Annotated in this window: 24 protein-coding genes; 9 read left to right on the top strand and 15 right to left on the bottom strand. The window is 40.0% G+C overall.

What is annotated here, in order from left to right; translation table 11 throughout:
* Positions 1 to 305 precede the first annotated feature (305 nt).
* Positions 306 to 1,079 (top strand): substrate-binding periplasmic protein, encoded by a 774-nt coding sequence (locus tag AAEU29_RS14370; RefSeq protein WP_421973979.1) that lies wholly within the window; start codon positions 306 to 308, stop codon positions 1,077 to 1,079.
* A 71-nt stretch (positions 1,080 to 1,150) separates the two neighbouring features.
* The gene (locus AAEU29_RS14365; protein ID WP_421973978.1) at positions 1,151 to 1,792 is read left to right on the top strand and encodes a YiaD family glycine zipper/OmpA-like lipoprotein; all 642 of its coding nucleotides are present in this window, start codon (positions 1,151 to 1,153) and stop codon (positions 1,790 to 1,792) included.
* Positions 1,793 to 2,152: 360 nt separating this feature from the next.
* Here AAEU29_RS14365 and AAEU29_RS14360 read toward each other — a convergent pair whose 3' ends face one another.
* Both AAEU29_RS14360 and AAEU29_RS14355 read right to left on the bottom strand, forming a co-directional pair.
* Positions 2,153 to 2,500, bottom strand: coding sequence for a rhodanese-like domain-containing protein (locus AAEU29_RS14360; protein ID WP_421973977.1), 348 nt, complete (start codon positions 2,498 to 2,500; stop codon positions 2,153 to 2,155).
* A gap of 2 nt (positions 2,501 to 2,502) precedes the next feature.
* Positions 2,503 to 2,691 (bottom strand): YgaP family membrane protein, encoded by a 189-nt coding sequence (locus tag AAEU29_RS14355; protein ID WP_274762723.1) that lies wholly within the window; start codon positions 2,689 to 2,691, stop codon positions 2,503 to 2,505.
* Positions 2,692 to 2,826: 135 nt separating this feature from the next.
* Here AAEU29_RS14355 and AAEU29_RS14350 point away from each other — a divergent pair, with 135 nt between their 5' ends.
* Genes AAEU29_RS14350 through AAEU29_RS14340 form a run of 3 tightly spaced genes read left to right on the top strand, consistent with a single transcriptional unit; the run spans position 2,827 to position 7,501 of the window.
* Complete coding sequence (locus AAEU29_RS14350) at positions 2,827 to 3,132, top strand: ArsR/SmtB family transcription factor (RefSeq protein ID WP_274762724.1); 306 nt, start codon at positions 2,827 to 2,829, stop codon at positions 3,130 to 3,132.
* A 13-nt stretch (positions 3,133 to 3,145) separates the two neighbouring features.
* Positions 3,146 to 6,445, top strand: a complete 3,300-nt coding sequence (locus tag AAEU29_RS14345; protein WP_421973976.1) for an efflux RND transporter permease subunit — start codon at positions 3,146 to 3,148, stop codon at positions 6,443 to 6,445.
* Positions 6,446 to 6,448: 3 nt separating this feature from the next.
* Positions 6,449 to 7,501, top strand: coding sequence for an efflux RND transporter periplasmic adaptor subunit (locus AAEU29_RS14340; RefSeq protein ID WP_421973975.1), 1,053 nt, complete (start codon positions 6,449 to 6,451; stop codon positions 7,499 to 7,501).
* A 49-nt stretch (positions 7,502 to 7,550) separates the two neighbouring features.
* Here AAEU29_RS14340 and AAEU29_RS14335 read toward each other — a convergent pair whose 3' ends face one another.
* On the bottom strand, positions 7,551 to 8,426 hold the full coding sequence (locus tag AAEU29_RS14335; protein WP_421973974.1) for a DMT family transporter: 876 nt from the start codon (positions 8,424 to 8,426) through the stop codon (positions 7,551 to 7,553).
* A 361-nt stretch (positions 8,427 to 8,787) separates the two neighbouring features.
* Between AAEU29_RS14335 and AAEU29_RS14330 the strand changes: the two genes are divergently transcribed.
* Entirely contained in the window at positions 8,788 to 8,958 is a 171-nt protein-coding gene (locus AAEU29_RS14330) for a hypothetical protein (protein ID WP_274762730.1), read from the top strand.
* On the opposite strand, the gene AAEU29_RS14325 is transcribed toward AAEU29_RS14330, so the two are convergent.
* From AAEU29_RS14325 to AAEU29_RS14315, 3 genes are all read right to left on the bottom strand, one after another.
* Positions 8,948 to 9,634, bottom strand: coding sequence for a pseudouridine synthase (locus AAEU29_RS14325; protein WP_421973973.1), 687 nt, complete (start codon positions 9,632 to 9,634; stop codon positions 8,948 to 8,950). The genes AAEU29_RS14330 and AAEU29_RS14325 overlap by 11 nt on opposite strands.
* Positions 9,635 to 9,639: 5 nt before the next feature.
* The gene (locus AAEU29_RS14320) at positions 9,640 to 10,095 is read right to left on the bottom strand and encodes an NfeD family protein (RefSeq protein WP_421973972.1); all 456 of its coding nucleotides are present in this window, start codon (positions 10,093 to 10,095) and stop codon (positions 9,640 to 9,642) included.
* 63 nt (positions 10,096 to 10,158) lie between these two features.
* Complete coding sequence (locus AAEU29_RS14315; protein ID WP_421973971.1) at positions 10,159 to 11,076, bottom strand: SPFH domain-containing protein; 918 nt, start codon at positions 11,074 to 11,076, stop codon at positions 10,159 to 10,161.
* Positions 11,077 to 11,229: 153 nt separating this feature from the next.
* Between AAEU29_RS14315 and AAEU29_RS14310 the strand changes: the two genes are divergently transcribed.
* Positions 11,230 to 11,592, top strand: a complete 363-nt coding sequence (locus AAEU29_RS14310; RefSeq protein ID WP_421973970.1) for an outer membrane protein assembly factor BamB family protein — start codon at positions 11,230 to 11,232, stop codon at positions 11,590 to 11,592.
* Here the strand turns inward: AAEU29_RS14310 and AAEU29_RS14305 are convergent.
* The 4 genes from AAEU29_RS14305 to AAEU29_RS14290 form a co-directional block, all read right to left on the bottom strand.
* Positions 11,589 to 13,721: a TonB-dependent receptor plug domain-containing protein gene (locus tag AAEU29_RS14305; protein ID WP_421973969.1), complete on the bottom strand. Its 2,133-nt coding sequence runs from the start codon at positions 13,719 to 13,721 to the stop codon at positions 11,589 to 11,591. The genes AAEU29_RS14310 and AAEU29_RS14305 overlap by 4 nt on opposite strands.
* 103 nt (positions 13,722 to 13,824) lie before the next feature.
* A complete protein-coding gene (locus tag AAEU29_RS14300; RefSeq protein WP_421973968.1) occupies positions 13,825 to 14,826 on the bottom strand; it encodes a metallophosphoesterase in 1,002 nt (333 codons plus the stop codon).
* Positions 14,827 to 14,998: 172 nt separating this feature from the next.
* Positions 14,999 to 17,149, bottom strand: coding sequence for a response regulator (locus AAEU29_RS14295; protein WP_421973967.1), 2,151 nt, complete (start codon positions 17,147 to 17,149; stop codon positions 14,999 to 15,001).
* Between the two features lie 169 nt (positions 17,150 to 17,318).
* Positions 17,319 to 17,642, bottom strand: coding sequence for a DUF3718 domain-containing protein (locus tag AAEU29_RS14290; protein ID WP_421973966.1), 324 nt, complete (start codon positions 17,640 to 17,642; stop codon positions 17,319 to 17,321).
* 552 nt (positions 17,643 to 18,194) lie between these two features.
* On the opposite strand from AAEU29_RS14290, the gene AAEU29_RS14285 reads away from it, so the two are divergent.
* Positions 18,195 to 18,560: a DUF4870 family protein gene (locus AAEU29_RS14285; protein ID WP_274763484.1), complete on the top strand. Its 366-nt coding sequence runs from the start codon at positions 18,195 to 18,197 to the stop codon at positions 18,558 to 18,560.
* 51 nt (positions 18,561 to 18,611) lie between these two features.
* Here AAEU29_RS14285 and AAEU29_RS14280 read toward each other — a convergent pair whose 3' ends face one another.
* The 3 genes from AAEU29_RS14280 to AAEU29_RS14270 all read right to left on the bottom strand — a co-directional run bounded on the left by AAEU29_RS14280 (position 18,612) and on the right by AAEU29_RS14270 (position 21,473).
* Entirely contained in the window at positions 18,612 to 20,081 is a 1,470-nt protein-coding gene (locus AAEU29_RS14280) for an LruC domain-containing protein (protein ID WP_421973965.1), read from the bottom strand.
* Positions 20,078 to 20,455, bottom strand: coding sequence for a hypothetical protein (locus tag AAEU29_RS14275; protein WP_421973964.1), 378 nt, complete (start codon positions 20,453 to 20,455; stop codon positions 20,078 to 20,080). The genes AAEU29_RS14280 and AAEU29_RS14275 overlap by 4 nt, the downstream gene beginning before the upstream one ends.
* 121 nt (positions 20,456 to 20,576) lie before the next feature.
* Positions 20,577 to 21,473, bottom strand: a complete 897-nt coding sequence (locus tag AAEU29_RS14270; RefSeq protein ID WP_421973963.1) for a response regulator — start codon at positions 21,471 to 21,473, stop codon at positions 20,577 to 20,579.
* 91 nt (positions 21,474 to 21,564) lie between these two features.
* On the opposite strand from AAEU29_RS14270, the gene AAEU29_RS14265 reads away from it, so the two are divergent.
* Positions 21,565 to 22,362, top strand: coding sequence for a chromosome partitioning protein ParA (locus AAEU29_RS14265; RefSeq protein WP_421973962.1), 798 nt, complete (start codon positions 21,565 to 21,567; stop codon positions 22,360 to 22,362).
* A 1-nt stretch (position 22,363) separates the two neighbouring features.
* Here the strand turns inward: AAEU29_RS14265 and cysC are convergent, their stop codons facing one another.
* On the bottom strand, positions 22,364 to 22,960 hold the full coding sequence (cysC, locus tag AAEU29_RS14260; RefSeq protein ID WP_421973961.1) for an adenylyl-sulfate kinase: 597 nt from the start codon (positions 22,958 to 22,960) through the stop codon (positions 22,364 to 22,366).
* A 22-nt stretch (positions 22,961 to 22,982) separates the two neighbouring features.
* Entirely contained in the window at positions 22,983 to 24,707 is a 1,725-nt protein-coding gene (locus tag AAEU29_RS14255; RefSeq protein ID WP_421973960.1) for an SLC13 family permease, read from the bottom strand.

Raw genomic sequence — 24,707 nt, 5'->3', positions numbered from 1 at the left:
AAAATGGCAATAATAGTTTGAATAGCCAATTGTTTGTTAAAGGTTCGTATAAAATTTCCGATATTGGGGAAGGCCAAGTAAATCGTGGTTTTATGGTTTTTATGTTGCCTGCTTAAATAAAGCAAATATACTAATAAAAAAGTGTAAGTTATTTTGAATAACCATCTGTAAATTCAGAAATTCTTACATTTGGCTTAGGTAATTATCGCATTTTAGGGTTTTTTTAGATTGTCTTTTTGGCTAGAATCAAACCGTATGCAACCGCAGAACAAGGACTTTTTGCCACACTGTAGTAAGGCAGAATTGTGAACTTTAGACACTTAATACATTTCATAACGCTCGCAACGTTATTGCTCGCATCGCCCTTAATGGCGCATGAGCGATTAGTGGTGGCAGTTGATCATGCTCCTCCATATAGTTACACCTTGGGTGAAACACGCCCGCGCGGTTTGCTTATCGATATTATGATGCGTATTTCAAAGCAATTGAATGTGTCGCTACAGTTAACCCCTTGCCCAATTTCTCGCTGTGTAAAATTAATCAAAGCTGGCCAAGCTGATATTGGCGGTGCATTTATCAAAACCCCAGAGCGTGAACAAGATATGGTGTTTCTTGATCCTGCTTACATGGTCTTAAATTCTCCCTTTGTATTTTATGCGCAAACTGAAACCGATATTGCAGTAAATACCTACCAAGACTTATATGGTAAACGCATTGGTATAGTGCGTGGTGCAGCTCACTTTGCCCGTTTTGATAATGATAAAAAGCTAAATAAAGTCGCGGTACAAAGCGAACGCGTGGCGATGGATCTGTTATTAAAAGGTCGATTAGATATTGTGATTGCGGTTGAGCAGACGGCAGATCATTCTTTAAGTGTGTTAAACCAACCTTCTCATCGCTTGAAAAAACTAAATTATCGCCATGATGAACCCATTCTAGGTTTTGCCGTGGCATCAAAACGCTCTGAAAATCAAAAACTAATCTCACGAGTACAAAAAGCCCTAGTAGAGCTTGCTAACTCTGGTGAATTAACGCAAATCGTGGATTTATATGACCTCCCGCCTGTTATTGTAAAATAATGGGCCGATTCAGCGTTTATTCAGTCACATCAAATTACATTTTATAAAACTCCAAAGAAAAAGAGTAAACAATGACTTATTTCTCTCCACGTAAATTATTTAACGTTTCTATTTTAGCTGCTGCATTGGCTGCGTCTGGTTGTGCTACAACTAATGCCGAAAAAGGCGCAATGATCGGTGCTGTTACAGGCGCTGTGATTGGAAAATCAACATCAAATCATAAAAACAAACGTGCTGTGATAGGTGCCGCTGTTGGTGCTATTGCAGGTGCTGCGATTGGTGATTATATGGATCGTCAAGAAGCGGAAATGCGTGAGCAGCTATCAGGCTCAGGTGTTGAGGTTGTTAGGGAAGGTGACAACTTGCGTTTAGTTATGCCGTCTAACATTACCTTTGCAACGAACCAGGCGACAATTACGCCACAGTTTCACGGTACTTTAAACACAATTGCGAATGTACTAAATCATTACGATAAGACCTATTTGAGCGTAGAAGGCCACACCGACAGCAGTGGTAGCGAAAGCTATAATCAAACGCTGTCTGAGCGTCGTGCACGCAGCGTACAGCAATATTTGGTAAACCAGTCGATTATGAGCGAGCGTTTATCGATAACAGGCTATGGTGAAATGCGTCCGGTAGCGAGCAATGAAACCGCCGCAGGTAAAGCCAAAAACCGTCGTGTAGAAGTGCAAATTGTGCCTAACCAAGCGTAAGGGTGTAATTACTTAAAAAAGGCTTCCACATGGAAGCCTTTTTAGTAACTGTTGATTACTGCAGAAATAGACCGTTAAGGTTAGCAGTCTCTAGGGTCTGTTGACCTTTCAAGTTCGTTTTTGCAGCAGTTTGATTGGGTTTTATACACGGCAGAGGCTGCGTGGCATAGCTATTCTATGTGAGTCAGCCGATAACACAGTATAAAAGCCAATCAAGGGCTGCCGAACGGTTCTTTTGAGCGCACTTTTCTCATTGTTGCTCGATATTCGCTTAGATTGCTAGGCCACACATCGAGCGCCGCGATCAAAGCACGCTCAAAGCGAACAAAAATAGAACAGCAAAGATCAACAGACCCTACTCTAACAAAATGTCTCACATACACTTTCAGCTTTGCAGCTGATCACTGTTACCTTGTTATAGCCAACACGTTGCAACTGTTCTGCAGCAAGTGTGGCACGACCACCGGTTGCACAGTGAAGGTAAATAGGGCGGTCAGCGTCTTTTTCAATTTCAACCAACTTCATTTCGAGTACACCGCGTGGAATATTAATCGCACCAACGGCATTTTTAATGGCATGTTCAGCTGGTTCGCGAACATCGATTAATAATCCATTATTTTGCGCTATTTCAGCTTTTGCTTGTGCTGAATCTACTTTTTTTACATTTTCTGATGCGAGCTTAATAAGATCGGGAATTGTCTTTAGCATGCTTAATCCTCCAAGCCAAATTTACGCAAAATGGTCATCATAGGGCACCATTTAGTAAACGCCGATTGTAGTAAGTTTATAGCAATAAATAGCGTGAAGAACACCCAATTTGGGTGCACAAAGTGTGTCAGTAATAGCGATACAATTAGCATTACGCCAGCAATTAATCTTAGTGCGTCATTAACTTTCATATAGAAAACCTAACTTAAAGTAGAACTTGTTATGAACTATATTAGTAAAATCTAAATTAGTAAACTCTAATATTAGACTTTTCTAATATAACGACATATACTTTACTCAATTTTGAGAATATTGAATTGATGCCTATGATGTTAGATATGGAAAAAATGCTTGAAAATGCGGCAGATGCAGAGCAATTTTTAAAGTTGATGGCAAATAAAAATCGCTTAATGATTTTATGTACGTTGAATCAAGGTGAACTCAGTGTCACTGAGCTCAACCAGATTATTCCGTTAGCACAATCAGCATTGTCTCAACATTTGGCAAGCTTGCGTAAATCGAAGCTAGTTGAAACGCGCCGTGAAGCACAAACTATTTATTATCGTATTGTCGATCAACGTGTCAGTGCCATGTTAAACGCTTTGTACGATATGTTTTGTCAATCAGAGTAAAGGGAATTAAAAAATGAAGTTAACGCATCCTGTTGACCGCTTGGTTGCCAGCTCATTGCAAGGGCGCATTCCGCTTATCATTTTTATTTTTGCGCTACTAAGTGGCTTATTGGCGTTGCAATTTACTGCGCGTGAAGAAGAGCCGCAAATTGTTGTACCTATGCTTGATATTCAAGTTGCGGTTCCGAATATCAGCGCCAATCAAGTTGAGCGACAAGTTACTATTCCACTTGAAAAGTTATTGGCACAAGTGCCAGGCGTAGAGCATGTTTATTCAGTCACACAAACGGGCGGTGCAATTGTTACGCTGCGCTTTTATGTGGGTGAAGACCGCGAAAAAGCGATTTTAAACACTTACAACAAACTTTACGCAAATCAGCATACTATGCCAAGCATTGTGTCCAATTGGCAGATTAAGCCAATAGAAGTTGATGATGTGGCTATTATGATGTTGGGGCTATGGAGTGAACAGCCGCAACTTTATGATGACTATGCACTTCGCCGTATCGCCCAAGAAGTTTCTACACATTTACAAGCAATTGACGATACCTCTGAAGTTAAGGTGATTGGTGGTCGTCAGCGCGCAGTACAAATTTACTTAAATACTACTAACCTTGCCGCATTTAACACCACCGTAATGGATGTGTACAACGCGCTCAATGTCTCTAACCAACTTGCTACTGTTGGTGTACAGGTAAGCAATAATAAATCTGTGGTTTTAGAGGTGGGCGATGTATTTCGTCAAAGTGAAGCGCTTAACCGTTTAGTCGTCAATGTTATCAACGGCAAACCAGTTTATTTATCCGATGTTGCCACTATTCAAGATGGCCCTACCGAGCCAACAAGCTATCAATGGTATAGCGAAGTGGCTGACAACACAGCCGATCACCCAATGGTTACTATTAGCGTTGCTAAGCAAGCGGGCAGTAATGCAGTAAGCCTTGCTAATCGTGTTTTGTCTGAGGTTGAATCACTTAAAGGGCAGCTGATCCCAGAGCATGTTAATGTTTCGGTACTTAGAAACTACGGTGAAACCGCTAACGAAAAAGTAAATAACCTTGTTTCGTCACTGGCGTTTGCGGTGTTTACTGTGGTGGTATTTATCGGCGTGTTTTTAGGTTGGCGACCGGCTATTGTAGTTGGTTTGGCGGTGCCTATTTGTTATGGCTTAACGCTTATCTTGGATATGGCATTTGGTTATACCATTAACCGCGTAACGTTATTTGCCTTGATTTTATCACTTGGCTTGCTGGTCGATGATCCGATTACCGGCATTGATAATATCAAACGCTTTATGAGTAAGGGCAAAAATAAAGAAGGCCAAATTGTTGCGGCGATGAGTGAAATTCGCCCTGCATTGATTATGTCGACAGTAACCATTGTACTTGCTTTTGTGCCCATGGCTTTTATAACCGGCATGATGGGGCCGTATATGGCACCAATGGCGTTTAATGTGCCTGTCAGTGTGATTGTTTCAACCTTAGTGGCTTTATTTGTTACACCGTGGCTTGCGAGTAAGTTACTAACAGATTCTCCCGTAGAGCAAGAAACCAATAACAGTGGCGACCTTTACCATAAAATATTAACGCCAATTTTGGCGTCAAAATCACGTGCTAAGATGGCGCTTTGGCTGACGCTTGGGTTGTTTGTTGCAAGCGCCTTATTGCCAGTGTTCCGCACGGTACCACTTAAGCTTTTACCGTTTGATAATAAGAATGAAGTACAAATTTTAATCGACTTGCCAGAGTCAGCCAGTTTAGAGCAAAGTGCTGCTATTTCTTCGGAAATTGCACAGCAGGTAAAGCGTGTTGCTGAGGTAAATGCTGTGGCGGTGTATGTAGGTGAGCCGAGTGCTATCGATTTCAATGGCATGGTGCGTCAATATTATCTGCGTACGCGAGAAAACCTAGCTGAAATACGAGTGTTGTTGGTTGATAAAACCGAACGCGAACATCAATCCCATGGTGTGGTATTGCGCCTACGTGAACTGTTGGCGCCATTTAATAAAAATGGCATCAATATCAAAGTAGTTGAGGTGCCACCAGGCCCGCCGGTGTTATCAACTTTAGTGGCAGAAGTATACCGAGAGCCATTTGTCGCATTAGAGCAACAGCAATTAGCCGCGCGCCAAGTAGCTGCACGATTAGCCAGTGAGCCTCATGTGCTTGAAGTTGATACCACAATGCAAGCGGCGCAAAAGATTAATCGTTTTGTGGTAGATAAAGAAAAAGCTGCATTATCGGGAATTGCGACAGAAGATATTAAACGCACCTTAATGATTGCAGGCTTTGGCGTTGAGGCGGGGACAATTGCGAATGAATCTGAGGCCGAGCCTTTAGCGATAAAATTACGTATTCCTTACGCGACACGTAATCAATCAAGTGAACTTGATGGCCTTTATATTCGTGGTCGAGAAGGCATCGCACAAACTGATTTAGGGCTAGGGTTAGAAGCTGCACCCCAACCACTCGTAGCGCTTAGTGAATTAGGTGAATACCAAACGTTAACGGTTGCACAGCCTATTTTCCGCAAAGATTTACAATCAGTGATTTATGTCACTGCTGAGTTAAATGGCAGAACACCGGCGGAAGTAGTCGCAGATATTAATGCTGACCAACGTGAACAATTAGGTGATGAGCAAGCAAGCCATGTTGCTTGGCAGGACCGTCACTACCTAAACAACGGTGGTGGTGAGTTATGGTCAATTCCAAAAGGCACTTGGCTTACTTGGAGTGGTGAAGGTGAACTAAGAATAACCGCGCGCGTGTTTCGCGATATGGGTATTGCATTTGCGTTTGCACTGACAGGTATCTTCTTTATTCTTCGCTTACAAACTGGGTCTTATGCGTTGTCGGGCATTATTATGTCGGCAATCCCGTTAACTGTAATTGGTATTATGCCGGGATTTTGGATAATCAATCAGTTTGGTGAACGCGAGATTGCAAATAGCCCTGAGCCGATTCTATTCACTGCAACCGCGATGATAGGCATGATTGCCCTTGCGGGTATTGTGGTGAGAAATTCACTTATTTTGGTTGAATTTATCAGCGCAGCGCGCGCTCAGGGTGAATCAATAAAACAGGCCTTATTAATGGCAGGGAGCGTACGTATGCGCCCAGTGTTGCTTACAGCAGGCACTACATTATTGGGTAACTTAGTGATTATTCTAGACCCTGTGTTTAGTGGTTTAGCACTCGCCATTATCTTTGGCATTATTTCTTCCACCCTATTTAGTTTGATTATTGTGCCCGCCGTTTACTATTTGGTTTTCGATGAGTCACAAAAAAGCGATCAAGAGCGTCAGGAGCAATAAATCATGACAAAACAAAAAGTATTAATTCCGATCAGTGCCATCGTTATCTTGGTTGTAATGATCATTATGATGGCGGGCGGCTTCGACAATAAAGTTGCGCCAAGCACATCAAACGACGAATTACAGAATGTTCAAACTGTAATGGTTGAACCTTATGTACATATTGAACGGCTATGGTTGCCAGCAAACTTAATTGCCAGACAAAACACCCAAGTTGCGAGCCGTATTTTAGCAAATGTCACGTCAGTGAATGTGAGAGCTGGCGATATTGTTAAAGCCGGTGATGTGATTGCTGAACTTGATAATCAAGATTTAAAAGCACAAGTAGGGCAAATAGAAGCTCAGGTGGAGGCGGTTTCTGCGCAATTAACGCAAGCCACACTCCAGTTAAAACGCAATAAAGCGCTGCGTGAGCAAGGGCTTATTTCAGTAAATGATTTAGATACAGTGCAATCTACTTATGATCAACTACGTGCCACTAAACTCAGCTATGAGCAACAATTGGACCAAGCAAAAGTAACCTTAACCTACAGTAAAATTGTTGCGCCTATTGCGGGTAAAGTGGTTGATCGCATGGTAGAGCCTGGTGATTTAGTTAACCCAGGGCAAGCTGTTGTTGCACTTTATAATCCAACCAGTATTCAAATAAGTAGCTTTATACCTGAAAGTCAGGCGGTTAATTTGTCGTTAGGACAAAAGCTACAAGTTGAGTTATCAGCACTGAATCAAGTGCGTGCGGCAAGAGTAAGTGAAATTGTGCCGCTCGCTGACAGTGCTGCACGCAGCTTTGAAGTAAAGCTTGATTTAGCGGGCGATAATATCGACTTAACAGGACTGATGCCGGGCATGTATGCCAAAGTTGGTATTGATAAAGAAGCGCGCGGCGTGATTGCGATTGATGCGCGTTATATTCAGCACTTCGGTCAGCTAGCTAAGGTGTCAGTGCTTGAAAACGGTAAAATCAGTGAGCGCTTTGTGCGCTTAGGGCAGCCTTTGGAAAACAACTTAATAATTATTACCTCAGGTTTATCTGGCGGTGAAAAGTTGGTGATTTAGTATTTTAATTAGCAATTTAAGGCTGCACTTCGCAGCCTTTTTTGTATCGCTATTGCCACATCACTAAAATCGCCGCTATGGCAATTAGTACCAGACCAAGTAATTCATTTTTGCTTGGTGTTTGTTTAAGCCAAAAAATGGCAAGTAAAATAGTAAATAGCACTTCAATTTGCCCGAGTGTTTTAACATAGGCTACATACTGTAAACTCATCGCGCTAAACCAACCGATAGAGCCAATACAGCTTGTAACACTTATCGCAAAGGTTGTGGGCAGGTGTTGTTTTAATTTGCTAAAAGTATGTTTTTCTTTAAGTGTGATATGTATTAATAAAATCAATGTTTGCACACTGAGCACCCACAATAGTACCCAAGCAGCACTGTGTGGAAATGGCAAATTAAGCGCAATGCTAGCTTCGCGCACTGAAAGTGAAGTAAGCGCAAAAGCACTGCCACAGCTAAGGCCAATGAATACGGTCTTGAGTTTAAACCCTTGAGTAAATCTTAATCCGCTTAAAACAAAAACGGCCAATGCGCCAAGCAAAACGCCAAACCAGCCAAGTAAAGTCAACTTGCTGCCGAAAAAGAGCGCGCCTAAAATCGCAGCGACGAGGGCTTCACTTTTAGCAAGGCCCGCACCTATGGCAAAGTTCTGCTGCTTAAACAGCACCACCATCAGTGCCGTTGCTAAAATTTGCATTCCTGCCGCAACAGCAACATAGGTTAAAAACTTAGCATTAAATGTGGGTATCTCGATGGGGTCAAATTGATACAGTACAATGAGATAAACCAGTGCAATTGGGGTAGCAAATAAAAACCGCGCTAGCGTTACTCCTAGCGTGCTGACATGCTTACTTAATTTGCTTTGCAAGCCATTGCGAAAGGTTTGCATAAATGCGGCAAGCACCGTAAAAAAGACCCAAAGCATAGATATACCTTTTGATTGAAAAATGTATCTTATCAGTTGAAAAGAGAATAAAGGTCGCGGTTTTTTGAATAGGTGAAAAAAATTCATTAAAAGTGCGACATTTTGTCGCAGGCGAATTTTTTGTGTTTTTTTATAATAGGTTTTGTAGCTTGCCCTTTGCTACACATTTTCCACATGATGCTATTGTTGATTTGCCGCAAGTTTTGCGGCTTATTTTTTCATGCCTCGGCTGTTTTTTATTCTAGATCAAAGTTTTTTTATCCAAAAATTCTAAGCTACACCCAGCTTATCAAAGCACACTATTTTTATTAATGTTTGAATCAACCCCTGATTTGGTTTAGCACAACAGCAAGGAATTGTTATGAATACCAATAAATTATTAGAATTCTCTTTGGAATACTTAGACGTTATTTTAACGACGGTATTTTTCATTGCGACAATGTCTTACTTAGCAATGAATGGTATGGAAAAGGCGTTGTTACCAGGCGGTGTTATTGCAAGTCTTTATATGTATGTTCGCTTTAGGAAGTAATTTGGCTGCGGCTAATCGCGCAGTACTTGCCGGGTTCCAGATTAAGCTCGGCAAGTGTTAACTTTGCAATTCTCACTCTTTTTAAATCTGTTACATAATTCCCACAAAACTTAGTCATTCTGCGTATCTGCCGATTAAGGCCTTGCGTTAATATAATGCGAAATTGCGTTTCATTTAATTGCTCAACAATACATGGCTTTGTGATTTCACCTTTTACCGGCACGCCCGCCATCATTTGTTGGCAGAATTCATGAGAAATAGGCTTGCTGGTGGTAACTATGTATTCTTTTTCTTTATCAAAATTAGGGTGATTTAACTGATGGCATAATTCACCATCATTAGTGAGTAACAATAGACCGTGCGAATCTTTATCTAAACGGCCGATTGGAAATAATCTGATGTGTTGTGGTAGCAGGTGAATCAAGCTACTTGGGTCGCTTGGTATTAATTTGCAATCAATACCGATAGGCTTAAAAATTGCGAAGTAGTGTTTGTCATGTTGTGCAACAACTTGCTGGCCATCGAGTTCGATAAGATCGTCACCGTCTACATGGTCAATATGATTAGCTAACGCACCATTAACACACACACGTTTGTCGTCAATTAAGCGAGAGGCTTGACGCCGAGAGCAGATCCCAGCATCAGCAATAAATTTAGCGAGGCGAATTTTACTCACAAAATTTAGTTAATTGAGGTTATTTGCAGGCTCATACTGTCGGCATCCACTACTTTGATACGTGTGCCTTTATCTATTTGGCCTTCAAATTTCACTTTCCAAAAAGTATCGCCAATTTGAATTCGACCTTGTCCACCTGTTAGGTCATGTTCTACAACTAGTTCACGGCCAATTAAGCTTGCTGCTCGTTGGTTCAGTGGACCATGATCTGAACGGTTGTTAAATTCTTTAAAGTATTTCCAGTAAGCAATTGAAAAACCAAGTGCTGCGATAGCAAATAAAATTACCTGAGTTTGCCAAGAAATATCGCTAAATAGGGCATTGATAATCGCTAATAAAAACGCAGCAATCGCTGTTCCAAGCAAAAAGCCTGATGCGCCAAGTGCTTCAGCACCAAGCAGCAGTAATCCAAGTGATAACCAGTGCCAAGGTTCTAAATTATTTAATAGCTCTATAATCATAACTGCTCCAAAAACACTGCACAGCCTGTGCTGTGCAGTTGCTAGTATACATCTATGTAAGGTTTATTTCTTGCCAAATGCTTCTTTTGCAATTTCGGCAACACCAGCGATAGAACCTAACATATTGCTTGCTTCAAGTGGAATCATCATCACTTTGTTGTTATCAGACTCCGCTAATTTGCCGAGTGATTCCATGTATTTTTGTGCAATAAAATAGTTAATTGCACGTGAGTCACCGTTTTGAATTGATTCTGACACTAAGCGTGTTGCTTCAGCTTCCGCTGCTGCTAAACGTTCACGTGCTTCAGCCTCGCGTTTAGCCGCTTCGAGTGCGCCTTCTGCTTTCAAAATCTCGGCTTGCTTTTGACCTTCAGCAACTTTAATTGCTGCTTCACGTTCACCTTCAGCTTCTAAAATATTGGCACGCTTTTCACGTTCCGCTTTCATTTGACGCGCCATGGCATCGACCAAGTCCATTGGTGGCGCGATATCTTTGATTTCGATACGCGTTACTTTAACGCCCCATGGGTCAGTTGCTTCATCCACTTTTACTAGCAGTGAACCATTGATCTTATCGCGGTTCGAAAGCATTTCATCAAGTTCCATCGAGCCTAAAACCGCACGAATATTAGTCATAACCAAGTTGCGCATAGCGCGTTCTAAGTCGTTAACTTCATATGAAGCCTTAACAGGGTCGAGCACTTGATAGAAACATACAGCATCGGTAGTTACCTGAGCATTATCAGACGAAATAACCACTTGAGGTGGTACATCTAATACTTGTTCCATCATATTTTGCTTGCGACCAATGGTATCAACTAGTGGAATAATAAGTTGTAAGCCAGGTGGTAGCGTTCGCGTGTATTTACCAAAACGCTCTACCGTGTAGTTAAAACCTTGCGGCACCATTTTTATGCCGAGCATAACGAGGATAAATACCACGGCAAGGCCAATTATTATTGTAATATCAAACTGTTCCATAACGAGCTCTCCTGTTTAGTTGGCTTCAATCTAACGTTTTTTGAGTTGAAATAACAGATTTAATGATAAGTGGATAATAACGGTGCTGGGCGGTATTTGCTTTTTCAAAGTTGTATTGCAAGCTAGAAAAAAGAAGATTAGCGGAGTAGAGCTATGGATTTATTATTTATTGGCATTAATGGTCATGTTATAGCTATCAACAAAGGTGATGGCAGTGAAGTGTGGCGTACTAAACTAAAGTCAGCCAATATTACCGTTGTGAGTAGTGATCACACTCGAATTTATGCAGCTGCATCGGGGCACTTATTTTGTTTAGATAAAGCCACCGGAGAGCAGATATGGACTAATTCGCTAAAAGGATTGGGTTACGGCACATGTATTATTGATGTTGGTAATCACGCTGCGCCTGTAAGCGGTATTGTTGCGAGTAATGTCGCTGCCACCGCAGCATCATCAGCCGCTGCCACAGCTGCTATTGCGGCATCAGGAGCAGCCTCAGCGGGAGATGGCGGCTAAAAGAAATAGTTCAGTGTTGCGCGAACATTACGACCCGCCTGTGGATAAGGGTGTAATGTAGTGCCACCTTGTTGATAACTTTTGTCTAGTAAGTTATGAGCTGTAAGCGACACACTAAAATTATCCAAAATCTGATAGTTAATTGCCGCATCCAATAAAATAACATCATCCACTTGATTCTTAGGGTCGTTAAAATTAACCCCTTGATCTGGGTAAGGATCGATAATTTCTTGTCCATTTGAAATGATATGAATTGGAGACTGTTGTTCACTTATGTATCGCACAGTGAAACTTGCATCTGCATTATCATTTACTTGCCAACTGGTAATAAGGTTAGCTGTTAAACTTGGTACATTATTAATTTCATCACCGGTGGTCGCAAAGCGCTCAGAATCAATAACGGCTTGGTAGCCAAGTGTTGCATGCCAAGTAACGTCGCGTTTTGTTAAACGTGACTCCACTTCAACTCCCCAGGTGGTTAACTCCCCTGCATTTGAGTAATTTGGCTCGTTTGCTCCAGCATTATTATCGCGAAAGATAAAGTCATCTAACTGGTTATAGAAGAGATTTACTGCACCATAAAACTGGTGTTCAGCAAGCTTGATGCTAGGCGTAAACTGTAGTGATGATAGTTTTTCAGGCTTAAGCGTTTGCGCACCTCGGAAAGAGCTTAAGGTACTGAAGCGATTCCAGTACGTCGCATCAACAAATGAGGTTGCATATGAGGCTTTGAAATTATAGCCATTTTCACTTTGGAAAATTATTGCGAGGCGCGGGCTCAAGTCGTTAATGTTATCGCTACCGGTACGGTTTTTTTGATCAAATCGCGCACCAACATTGGCAAGCCAATTTGCTGAAAAACGATATTTTACCTGTGCAAAGGCTGAGTAAATTGATTCACTGCTTTCTTTGATTAAAGGCGTTTTTTGGTCAGCCGGAAAGTAATCCTCCCCATTTAGCGAAACCGCAAAATGAGAGTTTGTAATTTTCATATGGTCTAATTGCAAACCAACTAAATAATCAATGTTATCGATACGTTTGCTGACATGTGTTAGCAACCCTGAGGAAAGCTCTTGCCAGTTAACACTTGCAGCTTGATTAGATGCCGGAGCTGTGACGACAACCGAATCAATTTTATTATCATCAAGGTAGACTTCTTGGTGCCATTGCCAATTAAATATTGCATCTTGATGCGAGAGATTGATATGTGTTGAGGCGTAACCTAAACCTGGCCCCGTGCCTGAGTGTTTTCGGATGTTGTCATAATTGTATGCTTCGCCACTTATGCCACCTGCACTAAATGGCTCAATATAGTGAGAGCTGCGGGTGTTAGCTAGCAATCGCCAGTCTTGATAAATGATTTTTGCCCCTAAATCATAAGTGTTTTTGTCTTGATATGACCCTAAATGGGCATATGCGTCTTCTCGTGGCGTGGGTGAATAGTTATTTTGTGGTGCAATGTTTAAACTTTCACCTTCAGCTGAAAAGTACTGTGCCCATGCCAGTAAATCCCAGTTCTCACCCTGTGTTCCTAGCGTTAGGCTTGCTTGTTTATGGCCTTGATTACCGCCAGTAATTGCAACTTGAGACTGGGTTAATTCACTGCCCGTTTTTAAGATAATATTTACCGTAGCTGTGAGAGCGACATTGCCATAAATAGAACTAGATGGCCCTCGTAGCACCTCAATTTGTTTTATTTTATCAAGACTAATGGCGTAGTCTGGCGAAGCCATTGAATAGCTTCGACTGTTAAGGCGATGGCCATCAATTAAAAATAGGATTTTCTGCTGTGATGAAGTGAAAACACCTCGGGCAGCAATGTTTTGTTCATTCTGATCTTCAACATGCGTCATGTTTGGCACATATGCCAGTAACACGTCTTTGATATTGCGTGCGCCCGCTTGCTTAATCATATTCGCGGTAATTACCGTAACGGGTACTGGCGCTTCACTCAAAGACTCTTTAGTAAGAGAAGCTGAAGAAACTTCTACATTAATGAGTTGTTCTAAAGAAAGGTCGAATAAATCATTATTGTTATTGGCAATAACGAGAGACGAATTTAACGCTAGCAGCATAGTGCTGGAAAATAATGTCCATTTATTAATTGTACTGTTACTAGCTAAACTCATCTCGTTACTCTTTCGCATTTGGGTCTACATCAATTCACGGAACCAAATAAAAAAGCCAATAGGGCGATGCAACATCTTGCCACAATTAGAATTTCACGCAAGCTTATTGCAATGGCTTTTGCTCGCCAGACATCATACCGCGAGAGAATGTTGCGTTATGCCAAATTAATAATTCGCCTTTTTCACCACGTTTGATAGAGCTATCAATCGCGATCACTTTGCTTTTGAAACGTGTTTCAATGGTTGGCATGGAGGTATGGCCAACAATCACTTTAGTTGCATTTAATTGTTTTAGTATTGATGAAATTTGAGCTTCTTCCAAGTTTTCATCTCTAAAATAGCCGCGATACCAAATAGGGCCATTTGAACTATGCAGCGATAGCCATGTTGGATTTTCTTTTAGGGCGTTTTTACTTAGCCCAATGGTTTTACGAAATTCATTATTTGCTTGTTCTAAGCTTAAATTAAGATCAAGGAATTCCTGATGAATGCCGCCATGTAGAAATACAAAACCATTTATTTTGATAATAGTAGATTTGCTTAGAAGCCAGCGACCCAAAACGCTTTGTTCGCTATATTGTTGGCGTAAATCGTTATTGAAATGAGATACTGCATGAACGTATTTAGGGTGTAAATAGCGCTGATCATCGCGCAATACCATATATTCATGGTTACCTAGTAAATAGTGTAATTTACCGCCAGCTGAAGCTGCTTGCTGCTCTAGTTTAAATACCAGCCATAAAGCTTCAGTAACGGTATCGCCACGGTCAAAAATATCACCTGTAATTACCAAATGGCCTTTGCCATAAGACCAATTTAACTGTTGGTCGATGATGCCATTGTTTTGCAGTAATGTTTTGAAAATATCGAATTGGCCATGAATATCACTAATCGCGGCAATCTTTTCTACATTCTGAAAACTATCTATTTCGTTTGCTGAAAAAGTTTGGTTGATAGCCAGAGGACCTGAATATTCAGAGACTTTTTTGGTGTTTTCGATAATATCAATTTGCTCTATTTTGTTATTTTTATAAAACAAATAAGGACCATCGCTGTAAAGCGTTTGGGCTAATGCGCAATTGGCAAACAGTGAGCTGACTAGCATTATAGTTATAAGGGTAAAGCGAATCATATGATAGTTTTATCAATTTAGAGTTATTGTATCTGTAGAGTGGCTTTGAATTTTTTAGCTAGCAACTCTTTAATGCTCGTTTTTATATCTATTCTATATTTTTATCTGCAAAACCCTTTTAATTCAATGTGATATTTATTTTTCATTAGAGTTGCTGTCGAGCGTATTCAAGGTAGTTTGAAAGGCTTTCTTGCCATAATTTTTTAAGTTTTTCGCCATCAAAAACCAATCTATTATTGAGTAAATCGCGTTCGCATTGTTTGAGTGCAAGACCAAAACGGTTAAATCCTAATTGTAATGCTGTGCTTGCTAAGCGGTGAAGAATTCGAATAGTTTCATCTGTTTGCTTTTCAAAATCATTTTCACAACGGGCAAGTTTATCGCGAAGCGACATAATAAATTCATCATAAATTGCATTAAACTCATCTTGGGCGAAGGAAGCACTTAAGCTATTGGCCGCAGTACTATCAAATAGTACATCATCAACTTGTTGATTAGTTTGTAAATAGACTTGTTGCTGTGAATTGAAAATGGCCTGGCGTAATTTTTCGATGCGAATAGGCTTACCGACAATATCTTTAATACCAAGTGTTAAATACTCTTTTACTTCGTCAGGACTTAAGCTCGCAGTAAACGCTAAAATCGGTGTTTGGCTATTTTTATGTTGCGAACTAGCGAGTTTTTTAACCACTTCTTGTCCTGAAAAATCAGGTAAATTCATATCGAGAAGAATAAGGTCAAAAACCTTATTCTTAACCATTTCAATTGCTTCTTGGCCGGTGCTTGCTAGGGTAACGCAGTGCTGATCCATTGCCATAAATTCAAGCGCTAATTTTTGATTAAGTGGTAAGTCTTCAACTAATAATACATTTAAGCCTGTAAGCGTATCTGCGTTCACTTTACTTTGTTCCACTAAGCTAAGCTCACCTAAACTAAAGCGAATATCAAAGCTAAACTGACTACCCAGGCCAAGCGTGCTTGCTATTTTTAGTTCGCTATCCATTTTATTGAGTAAGCGCTCGCTGATGGCTAAACCAAGGCCTGTGCCGCCTTTTAGTTTTCCTGCATCACTTTGTACATAAGGTTCCTTGAGTTGCGCTATTTCTGATTCAGCTATGCCAGGACCCGAGTCTGTAACTGTAAAACGTAATTTATGCTCAAGCGGCGCCTTTTCAAGCACCTCTACGGATAAAGTGACTTGGCCGCTGTCGGTAAATTTAATGGCATTACCGAGTAAATTGATTAGTACTTGTCTTACGCTTTGCTGATCAAAGTAATAGCAGGCTTTATTTGGTAGTTGATTATTAAGTATAAAATCAATGCGCTTTTGTTGCGCTAAAGGTCGATACAGTAAACAGAGGTTTTCCAACCAAGGTGTCAGCTCAATATCTTCTTCTGTTCCCGACTCAGTATTTTGTTCAAGGCGAGCATAATCAAGCACCTTACCAATGAGTAAGTTAAGTGATTCGGAGGAGTTAATGATTGCTTCACAATAGGGTTTCACTTTTGCATTGGGCGATTGATTTAAAATCAATTGAGCGCTGCCCATGATGCCGTTTAAGGGTGTACGTATTTCATGGCTCATAGTTGATAAAAATAACCCTCTAAGCTCTGCATCTTGTTGTGCTTTATCTTTTAATTCCGAAAAATGTAATGCTTTGCGTTCACTACATAAATAAGCCATACCGAGTGCATATAAAAGCGGGCTAATAATGCCTGTAACCATAGCGCCAATTGCAAACCATGCATTACTGAAAATCTCAGACGCCTCAAGTGGCACTAAATAATAGGTACGTAGCGGATAAACAATAATAAATATTGCCGCATGGCAATAATAAATGTGTTTTGCAAAGCGGTGATTAGAGGTGTCGATGCTGGCAAAAAACCAAAGCATTACAGCACCTTCTAGAAAGCGTTGAAAATTGAAAATAACTAAGCGGTTATGAACATCCGACTCACCGTAGGTATACCACGAAAACATAATGATGCAGCAAACGGTTATCAGGTTAAATAGTTTGATAATCGCACTATTGATAGCAAAAAAACGCTGCAAAATATGAATGCTGAGAATCGAACAAATTAAAACGATAAGACTGGCGATACCTGCTTTTATATCAACTATGCGGTAGAGGTAGAGTGAATAATTAATTAATGCAATTAGCATTAAGCTGGGTAAAAGCAGGTTGGTAAAAGCACCGTCTACGTTTTTATTATCACGCCAAACCTGAAAGCTAATAAACCAAGATAGTAATAAAACAACGCCACCTACGACGTAAAGGGTATTTAAATCAAGCATAATAAGCGCTCTTTAACCTGCATCTTATTATGCTATCACTAATTAGGCTGGCTAAAAAAGCAAAAGGCAAACATTGCGTGTTCGCCTTTTAGGTTATTGGATTGGGATGTCTTAGCTAAGATTAGCTATGAAGCTTTACAAAAGCAAGTACAATTATTTAACAAATAATTTACTTCGAGTTTTGCGCGTAGCGTTCTTTATCCGTAGCTAAATCCAGCCGAGCAATAGCCTTAAAAGCATTATGTTTATATGCAAACTCTGAGGCTGACATGCCATTGCAACGTAATACATCTTTTGCTTGATGTTTACGAAGACCCGCTTGCTTTAAACGCTTTAGAATTAATAATGGATTGTCTTTTGCAATTGCAACGCAAAGACTTGAATCTGCTGAAGAGTCAGCGCTAACAATTGATTTTGCTTTGCTGTGAGCTAGGCTCTGTGTGCTTGTGAATGAGAGTAATGCAATACCTGCTGTAAGTAGTAATGTTTTCATGTCGGCTTCCTTTTTAATGGCTTTGAGTACAGTGCAAGCAAAAGGTAACGTAAAAACTGCTACTTTGTGTTTGAAAATTATGATGCGATGTAAGCAATTATGTTTTAGTTGGTTGGTTAAAAATTATTCTATTTACACGGTGTAAAAGAAAACATGTTTTTTGTTATTTTAATTGTTGAGTAAATTGCAATTAAAATCCGTTCAACACTTTAAACAAGCCGATTACCGAAATCAAAATAGTAAATTGTGTAAAACGTAGTTAAAACGTTAATTTTTTGCAGTACCTGCTTGCAAAATTATTTGTTACAGATTGCCTTAAAAAGGGGGCTGTGAATTTAATCTCTACCTCTAAATATTGAACAAAAGTAAGAGCGTAAAGGGCAATATGTGCTTGTGTAGTTTGTAAATTGAGCAATCAATTTTTGTTCCTTGTCACTCACTAGTATTAAAACTCTAACACCTCCGCTCAGTTATTCTCTTATTGCATTAATTCCAGATGATTGTAAATTAAGCATTCTGGCAACAAATAAGTTCATCATAAGGAGATAAAAGGTGACTGACCAGGTAGTTGAAACAAACGAAAAACAAGATGCGTCGGCAAAGAATGGCGCGAAAATTAACTATGTACTTTACCTAGCTAGTATCATTTTAGGTATTACAGGTCTAATTGCTGTGATCATGGCATATGTTAATAAAAAAGATGCGCCTGAGTGGGTGCAAACACACTATCAATTCCAGATCCGTACATTCTGGATCGGATTACTTTATGCTGTAATCGGTGGCATTTTAACTGTTGTCGGAATTGGCCTGCTAATTCTTCTATTCTATTTAGTATGGTTAATTGTTCGTTGTGTGAAAGGGCTTAAAGCTCTTGATAAAAACGAACCAATTGAAAACCCAACTTCTTGGATGTTCTAATCCAATTTTAAGTTGTGTTTTAAAAAAGGCGCTTTAAGCGCCTTTTTTGTTTTACCACTTCCATAGTGAAGTTGAAATGGACTTTGTTTTGCTCGAAGTCGGGTAAAGATACCAAGTTTCATTCTGCGTATTGCTGTTCTTTGTGTAGTCTAAAAAGGTGTCGTATGCCTCACCTAGGTCCGTGTATTCGAGAGGTAGTAACCATTGATCCGGAAAAACTAAAGCATACGGATAACCCAAATCATCTTTGTATTGCGTATTTGAATCACCACTATTAGTTGACTGAGATAATTGCGTTGCATTACCTGACAAGTGAATTTCATACCCTGTAGTGAGTACATGTAAATAGGGATCATACGGTGCAGCAGGAATAGCGCTGAAATCTAAAGGTGTATCAAGGTTAAATGAAAAACTAAATTTATGGCCTTGAATTGGTGATTGACTGCTTAGTGTATTGGCAAAGTCACTGCCTTCCACCTTCATTAGTGCTTTGGTATTTTCGAACAGTTTTAAATTGAGATTACCGTTTACTTCTTGCAGTTGCGGGTAGCCAACCGCTTGTTCAGATGTGCCAGGTTTAAATAAGTTCACAAGCGCATTGCCAGACACATAATCGCTAAAGGGAACATGTAAATACCAGTCGTGATTAGCAGACGCTCCTCGGGCAATCATATATCCGACACCGATAACCGAGGTAACTTGCGAATCTTTAATGCCAAAACCAACGCGATAACCAATCACTAGGTCGTTAAAATCATAATCACCGCGATTTGGGTATTGATCCTCATATGCCACTACGAAATAAGAAGCGCTGCTTGGGTAATAAACCCAAGAATCAGCAGTTTCTTCGAGTTGTGATTGGGCGACCACTAGTGGGGCTTCATCAACACCTGGAGCAAGTTCAGTAAGCACTTGAGCGTCATAAAAATTAACAACTGCAATATCTTCAAAACCTCCGCTGTAATCATAAAATGCTTCTGGGTCGCCGAGAGAGCTATTCGTTTGTTTTAAGCGTACAGCTAAAAATGCGGAATCAGCACTCGCTAATGAATCAGGTACGATGATGGTTAGTAAGCTATCAAACTCTGAGGTTATATCATTTAAAGTCGAACCAGTGATACGTGACGAACCCGATTCACCAATCATGGTGTAGCGAAAAGTACGATTAGTTTCACTGATTGCAGCAACTAAGCTGGTGGTTGGGGTATAAAATTCACTGTAGCGAGATTCGCTGCCATTACTCGTAATGATAAGTTCAGCAGTATCAACAGTAACGCCTTGGGTAGAGGCTTTTTCTGTGCCGTTTGCAGCTTCGTTAATATCCACAGCAAAAACAAGTTTGTTGCCGTGCTCAATGCGCAATGACTCTAAATCAATTGCTGTAAGGTTATTAGCACTTTGCTGCGCCTTAAAAAGATCAATATAGCCGTAACCTTGCTTGATGGTGTCGGCCATTTTCACTGACTCGACAGCAACTGCATTAAAGCTTAAAAAAATCGCAATATAAGAAAGTATCTTCATAACGAAATCTCCCCTGTTACTTGTTCATCATCGCTAAAATCTGAAAAGATATCGTATTTAATGGTTTTAACGTTATTTGGTACGTGAATAGAAAAAACTTGTTTTGCTGGAACTTTACCGAGGTAAAGGGTTTGTTCGGCATCGACATATACTTTGATGTAAATATTGTTGCCGTTAAGCGCTAATGTTTGTAAGTCGATTTCTACTTGGTGCTGTTTAAACTGCGCAAAATTAGCATTTTCATCAACTGCATTATCGCTAAGTTTGTTTGATTGTACGCTCACTGGTGTGGGGGCAGGTGGTTGTTCATTGCTTGCGCCCCCGCCACATGCGATAAGCATTAAACACAGTATGCTACTGGCTAGATTTTTCATGAGAAACATCCTTCTTACCGAGAGTAATAAGAATGTTCAAGAAACGAGCCTACTTTAATGCGTTGAATTTTATAAGATTATGTTTTTAAAGTTCGTTTTTGCGTTGCATTTTGCAACGCTTTTAAAACCCAATAATGGTGATTCTCCCTTGTGCTAGTGGAGGGATTTGCAAAGAAATATCAAGCCTACGATTGGCAGGGGTTTTATAAAGGTTTTCTAATTTGGGAAAAGTGTGGTCAATAAAGTTCGTATTTTTTAAGCGTAAACTTTTTCGGCTTTGATGATCGAGAAAAACAATCGCAGCTTTTTGCAAAATCTGTTGAGTAGTTTCCATTACATATTTGCTTGGGCGTTTAGATTTTATGACTCGTTGAATATGACCATTAGTTACGTTGGCATTACTCTTAGCTAATATACACGCTGCATAAATATCTAATAATGCTACAGAGCGAATTTTTTGTGTTTCACTGTCTTCAAATACCGCCATAATGCAGGGCAGTTTAGATTCATCAAATACTTGTGGCTTAATAATGTTTACAGTGAGCTCGTTTGAAGTAAGTTTTACTAAATTTTTTTCTAATTGAGCTAAATTGGGTAACGCTAAGCCCTCTGAAAGCTCCTCAATTTCATTAAGAATAATCTCGCTTTGCTCAACGCCTTGAACTAATGGCAATAACTTTTCATACAGCTGTGCATCATCAAAAGGTTTACTCAACACAAAGTCAGCACCCGCTTGCTGTGCTTGTTCTAATTGTTGGCTATCGTCAATTGTGGTGATCATGCCAATTTGTGTGGAAAGCTGTTTTTTGCGAATAGCTTTAATGAGTGCAATACCACTAAGCTCCGGCATATTCCAATCAGTAAGTAAAATATGAGGTTGCCATTGCCCGATGATAGAAAGGGCATCAATCGGATTGTTGGTTTTTTTGATTGATAAATGACGATAACCAAAGCCTTCGAGTGAACGCCTTACAATTTCAAGTGTTGCTTTGCTATCGTCTACAACAAGTATTCTCAATGTGGCTATCTGCAGTAGTAGATAATTTAATCAGTATAGTCGCAAAAAATAATCAAGACTATACTTCAGTTGTTATCTGAGTGGAGATGTTATGAATATCCCAGGCTTAACTTCTTATAAAGTATTAGAAATATTAGCACTCGACCTTGGCCTGCTGATTCTTGCTGGTTGGTTCGTTATTTTGTGGTTGATTATTCGTGAATTTCGAAAATTTGCTTACAAGGCAGGTGGTGGGTCGCAAGCAGTGGACGATAAGCTGATTTCAGAGTATCAAGATTCAATTGAAATGGCGCTCAATTACAGCGCTGAGAATCGCGATACACTCGATGCCTTAATTCGTGTTCAACAAGGCCTTGAGAATAAGCTTGCCAATATTAAAGCATCTACTTCGGATCATATCAGCAAAGAAGAAAAGGCATCGATGGATGACCTTAATGCGCGTTTGAAAAAAGCCCATAAATTAATTCAAAAACTGAAAGGTGATTTAGACACCAGTGTGAAAAAACTCAGAACCACACGTGAAAAACTTTATTCTCAGTATGATACGGTTGAGCGTTTAACCAAAGAGAATAAAAAAATAAGTGAGCAGTTTGAACAACTCGAACGGGAATATGTGCAGCTAACGTCCAATTCATCAAGTAGTGCAAATAGTGAAGAAAACAATAATCTCAAAAGAGCATTACAGCAGTATAAAAAACAAATGGCAGAGCAAGACCAGGTTATCCAGCAATTAATGGCTCAAGGCGCAGATAATACAGATGCCGGTGAGGCAAAAAAATTACAGCAAAAATTGTTAGAAGCCGAAGAGCGATTAACACATCTAGTAAAAGAAAAAGATTTTGTAGAGAAGAAGTTTCTCGACTTGCTACAACAAGTCGAGAAAAAATAACTTAGATGATTTGGTGGTGCTTTAAAGCAGCAATGATTTGGTTAATTGAATCGGCAACTGTATTTGCACCTGTATCAAGCGTAATTTCAGGTGTTTCAGGTGCTTCATAGGTTGAATCAATACCTGTAAAGTTTTTAATTTCACCAGCACGCGCTTTTTTATAAAGTCCTTTCGGATCACGCGTTTCACACACAGCTAACGGGGTATCTAGGAAAACTTCAATAAACTCACCGTCTTCTACTAGCTCACGTACCATTTTACGTTCTGCTTGGAATGGTGAAATAAATGCGCTTAATACAACAAGCCCTGCATCAACCATTAACTTAGCAACTTCGCCTACGCGACGGATATTTTCTTGACGATCTTCATCACTAAATCCAAGGTCACCACAAAGTCCGTGACGCACATTGTCACCATCGAGTAAGTAGGTATGAATCCCCATTTCATGAAGAGCGGTTTCTAGTGCGTTAGCAACGGTACTTTTACCTGAACCTGACAAACCTGTGAACCATAAAATGCATGGCTTATGGCCTTTTTGTTTTACCCGTGCTGATTTTTCGACATGGTAGTTGTGCCAAACAATATTTTCGTCACTCATAATGGGTTCTACAATCCGTTAATTAAAATGGAAAAACAATAGGTATAAAGATCAACGCAGTAATTGAATATACTAACGACATGGGAACACCCACTTTGATGTAATCTTTAATTTGATAGTTGCCTGCGCTATACACCATAAGGTTGGTTTGATAACCAAATGGCGAAATAAAACTGGCAGATGCGCCAAATGCAACCGCCATAATAAATGGCAGTGGGCTAACACCAAAGCCAATCGCTAAAGAATAAGCTATAGGAAACGAAAGCGCAGCCGCAGCGTTATTGGTGATTAGCTCAGTACACAGCAAGGTCAAAAAGAAAATAACGACAAGGGCAGTATAGGGGCCAAATTGACCTACTAAACTTAACACAAACTCTGAAACTTGAGTTGCCACACCAGTGTCGATCATCAATTTTGCAAGGCCTATAGCGCTACCAACGATAACGAAAAGCTCAAGTGGAAAACGGCGTTTTACCTCACCAACCGAAACCACGCCCCACAACATAAATGCAATGAGTAATACAATTAAACCTTTAACAAGCGGCACAATGTCGAAAATACTGAGTGCAATAACTGCGATAAAGCCAGCAAAAACAAAGTGAGATTGCTTTTCATCAAGGTGACTTTGCAAGTCGAGCCCTGAGATATAAACAAATTCACGTTTTAGTTTTTTATTCGATTGAAAGTCACTACTCGGTGCTAAAATAAGGCTGTCGCCAGCTTGTAATTGAATATTGGCAAAGCTGCCCTCTAAACGACTATGGCCGCGGCGAATCGCCACTACAGCAGCTTTAAATTCCTTACGGAAATTAGCATCTTTTAGTGTTTGCCCAACTAGTGAACTACTATGGCTGATTACCACTTCTACAAAATGCTCAACTGCCATTTCGTGTTTATCATGGATAACTTCTAAACCATCAAACTGCTTCAATAATGGCACGGATTTTAAGTCGCCTGAAAACAGTAAAATATCACCGGCTTTTATTACTTGCTTAGGTGTAACGGCTGCAATGCGCTTTTCTCCGCGAATAATTTCAGCCAAGAAGATATCTTTTAATTCACGTAAGCCGTTTTCTTCAACTGTTTTACCAATTAGCTTGGAGCTCGATTTTACTTTGCCTTCGAGGTAAAACGGTGTGACTTCTTCATCCGCTTCTTGGTAATTAGGTAAAAACTTTAATAGCAGCAAAATAGCAATCAAACCGGCACTCAGAACCGCAAGCCCGACTAAAGTAAAATCAAAAAAGCCCAGCGGAGCCATGCCAGCGTCAACAGCAAATCCATTGACAATAAGGTTGGTAGAGGTGCCAATTAAAGTCAGTGTTCCACCGAGAATCGCGGTATATGATAAAGGTAAAAGTAACTTTGACGGTGCATGGGTTTTATTTTCTTTTACCGCAGAAATAAGGCTTGCAACAACAGCAGTGTTATTGGTGAATGAAGATAAAAAGGCGGTTGATAAACCGAGTTTTGTTACTGATTTTGATAAGCTTCCTTTTGCTAAGGAAGTCGATAACTTGCGAACAAATGCTGTTTTTTCGATACCAATACTTATCAAAATCAACAATATTAAAGTGATTAAGGAAGGGTTAGTGAAGTTAATTAACGCACCTTCTAAATTAATAAGGCCTGCTAAATAACTTACACTAATCGCGCCAGCAAAAACCCATGCAGGCTTAAGTCGCGTGCCAAAAAGGCAGGCGACTAAAACAAACATAATAAGGCTAAGGCTGACTTGCTGATACAT

The sequence above is a fragment of the Pseudoalteromonas aquimarina genome, assembly GCF_049257255.1.
In the GTDB taxonomy this organism is placed as follows: domain Bacteria; phylum Pseudomonadota; class Gammaproteobacteria; order Enterobacterales; family Alteromonadaceae; genus Pseudoalteromonas.
The sequence above is the reverse complement of the archived record's forward strand: the minus strand, read 5'-3'. Positions and strand labels throughout refer to the sequence as shown.

Coding starts and splice junctions, on each gene's coding strand:
- AAEU29_RS14365 (WP_421973978.1), top strand. CDS start 1,151: ATGACTTATTTCTCTCCACGTAAATTATTTAACGTTTCTATTTTAGCT.
- AAEU29_RS14360 (WP_421973977.1), bottom strand. CDS start 2,500: ATGCTAAAGACAATTCCCGATCTTATTAAGCTCGCATCAGAAAATGTA.
- AAEU29_RS14355 (WP_274762723.1), bottom strand. CDS start 2,691: ATGAAAGTTAATGACGCACTAAGATTAATTGCTGGCGTAATGCTAATT.
- AAEU29_RS14350 (WP_274762724.1), top strand. CDS start 2,827: ATGATGTTAGATATGGAAAAAATGCTTGAAAATGCGGCAGATGCAGAG.
- AAEU29_RS14345 (WP_421973976.1), top strand. CDS start 3,146: ATGAAGTTAACGCATCCTGTTGACCGCTTGGTTGCCAGCTCATTGCAA.
- AAEU29_RS14340 (WP_421973975.1), top strand. CDS start 6,449: ATGACAAAACAAAAAGTATTAATTCCGATCAGTGCCATCGTTATCTTG.
- AAEU29_RS14335 (WP_421973974.1), bottom strand. CDS start 8,426: ATGCTTTGGGTCTTTTTTACGGTGCTTGCCGCATTTATGCAAACCTTT.
- AAEU29_RS14330 (WP_274762730.1), top strand. CDS start 8,788: ATGAATACCAATAAATTATTAGAATTCTCTTTGGAATACTTAGACGTT.
- AAEU29_RS14320 (WP_421973972.1), bottom strand. CDS start 10,095: ATGATTATAGAGCTATTAAATAATTTAGAACCTTGGCACTGGTTATCA.
- AAEU29_RS14315 (WP_421973971.1), bottom strand. CDS start 11,076: ATGGAACAGTTTGATATTACAATAATAATTGGCCTTGCCGTGGTATTT.
- AAEU29_RS14310 (WP_421973970.1), top strand. CDS start 11,230: ATGGATTTATTATTTATTGGCATTAATGGTCATGTTATAGCTATCAAC.
- AAEU29_RS14305 (WP_421973969.1), bottom strand. CDS start 13,721: ATGAGTTTAGCTAGTAACAGTACAATTAATAAATGGACATTATTTTCC.
- AAEU29_RS14300 (WP_421973968.1), bottom strand. CDS start 14,826: ATGCTAGTCAGCTCACTGTTTGCCAATTGCGCATTAGCCCAAACGCTT.
- AAEU29_RS14295 (WP_421973967.1), bottom strand. CDS start 17,149: ATGCTTGATTTAAATACCCTTTACGTCGTAGGTGGCGTTGTTTTATTA.
- AAEU29_RS14290 (WP_421973966.1), bottom strand. CDS start 17,642: ATGAAAACATTACTACTTACAGCAGGTATTGCATTACTCTCATTCACA.
- AAEU29_RS14280 (WP_421973965.1), bottom strand. CDS start 20,081: ATGAAGATACTTTCTTATATTGCGATTTTTTTAAGCTTTAATGCAGTT.
- AAEU29_RS14275 (WP_421973964.1), bottom strand. CDS start 20,455: ATGAAAAATCTAGCCAGTAGCATACTGTGTTTAATGCTTATCGCATGT.
- AAEU29_RS14265 (WP_421973962.1), top strand. CDS start 21,565: ATGAATATCCCAGGCTTAACTTCTTATAAAGTATTAGAAATATTAGCA.
- cysC (WP_421973961.1), bottom strand. CDS start 22,960: ATGAGTGACGAAAATATTGTTTGGCACAACTACCATGTCGAAAAATCA.
- AAEU29_RS14255 (WP_421973960.1), bottom strand. CDS start 24,707: ATGTATCAGCAAGTCAGCCTTAGCCTTATTATGTTTGTTTTAGTCGCC.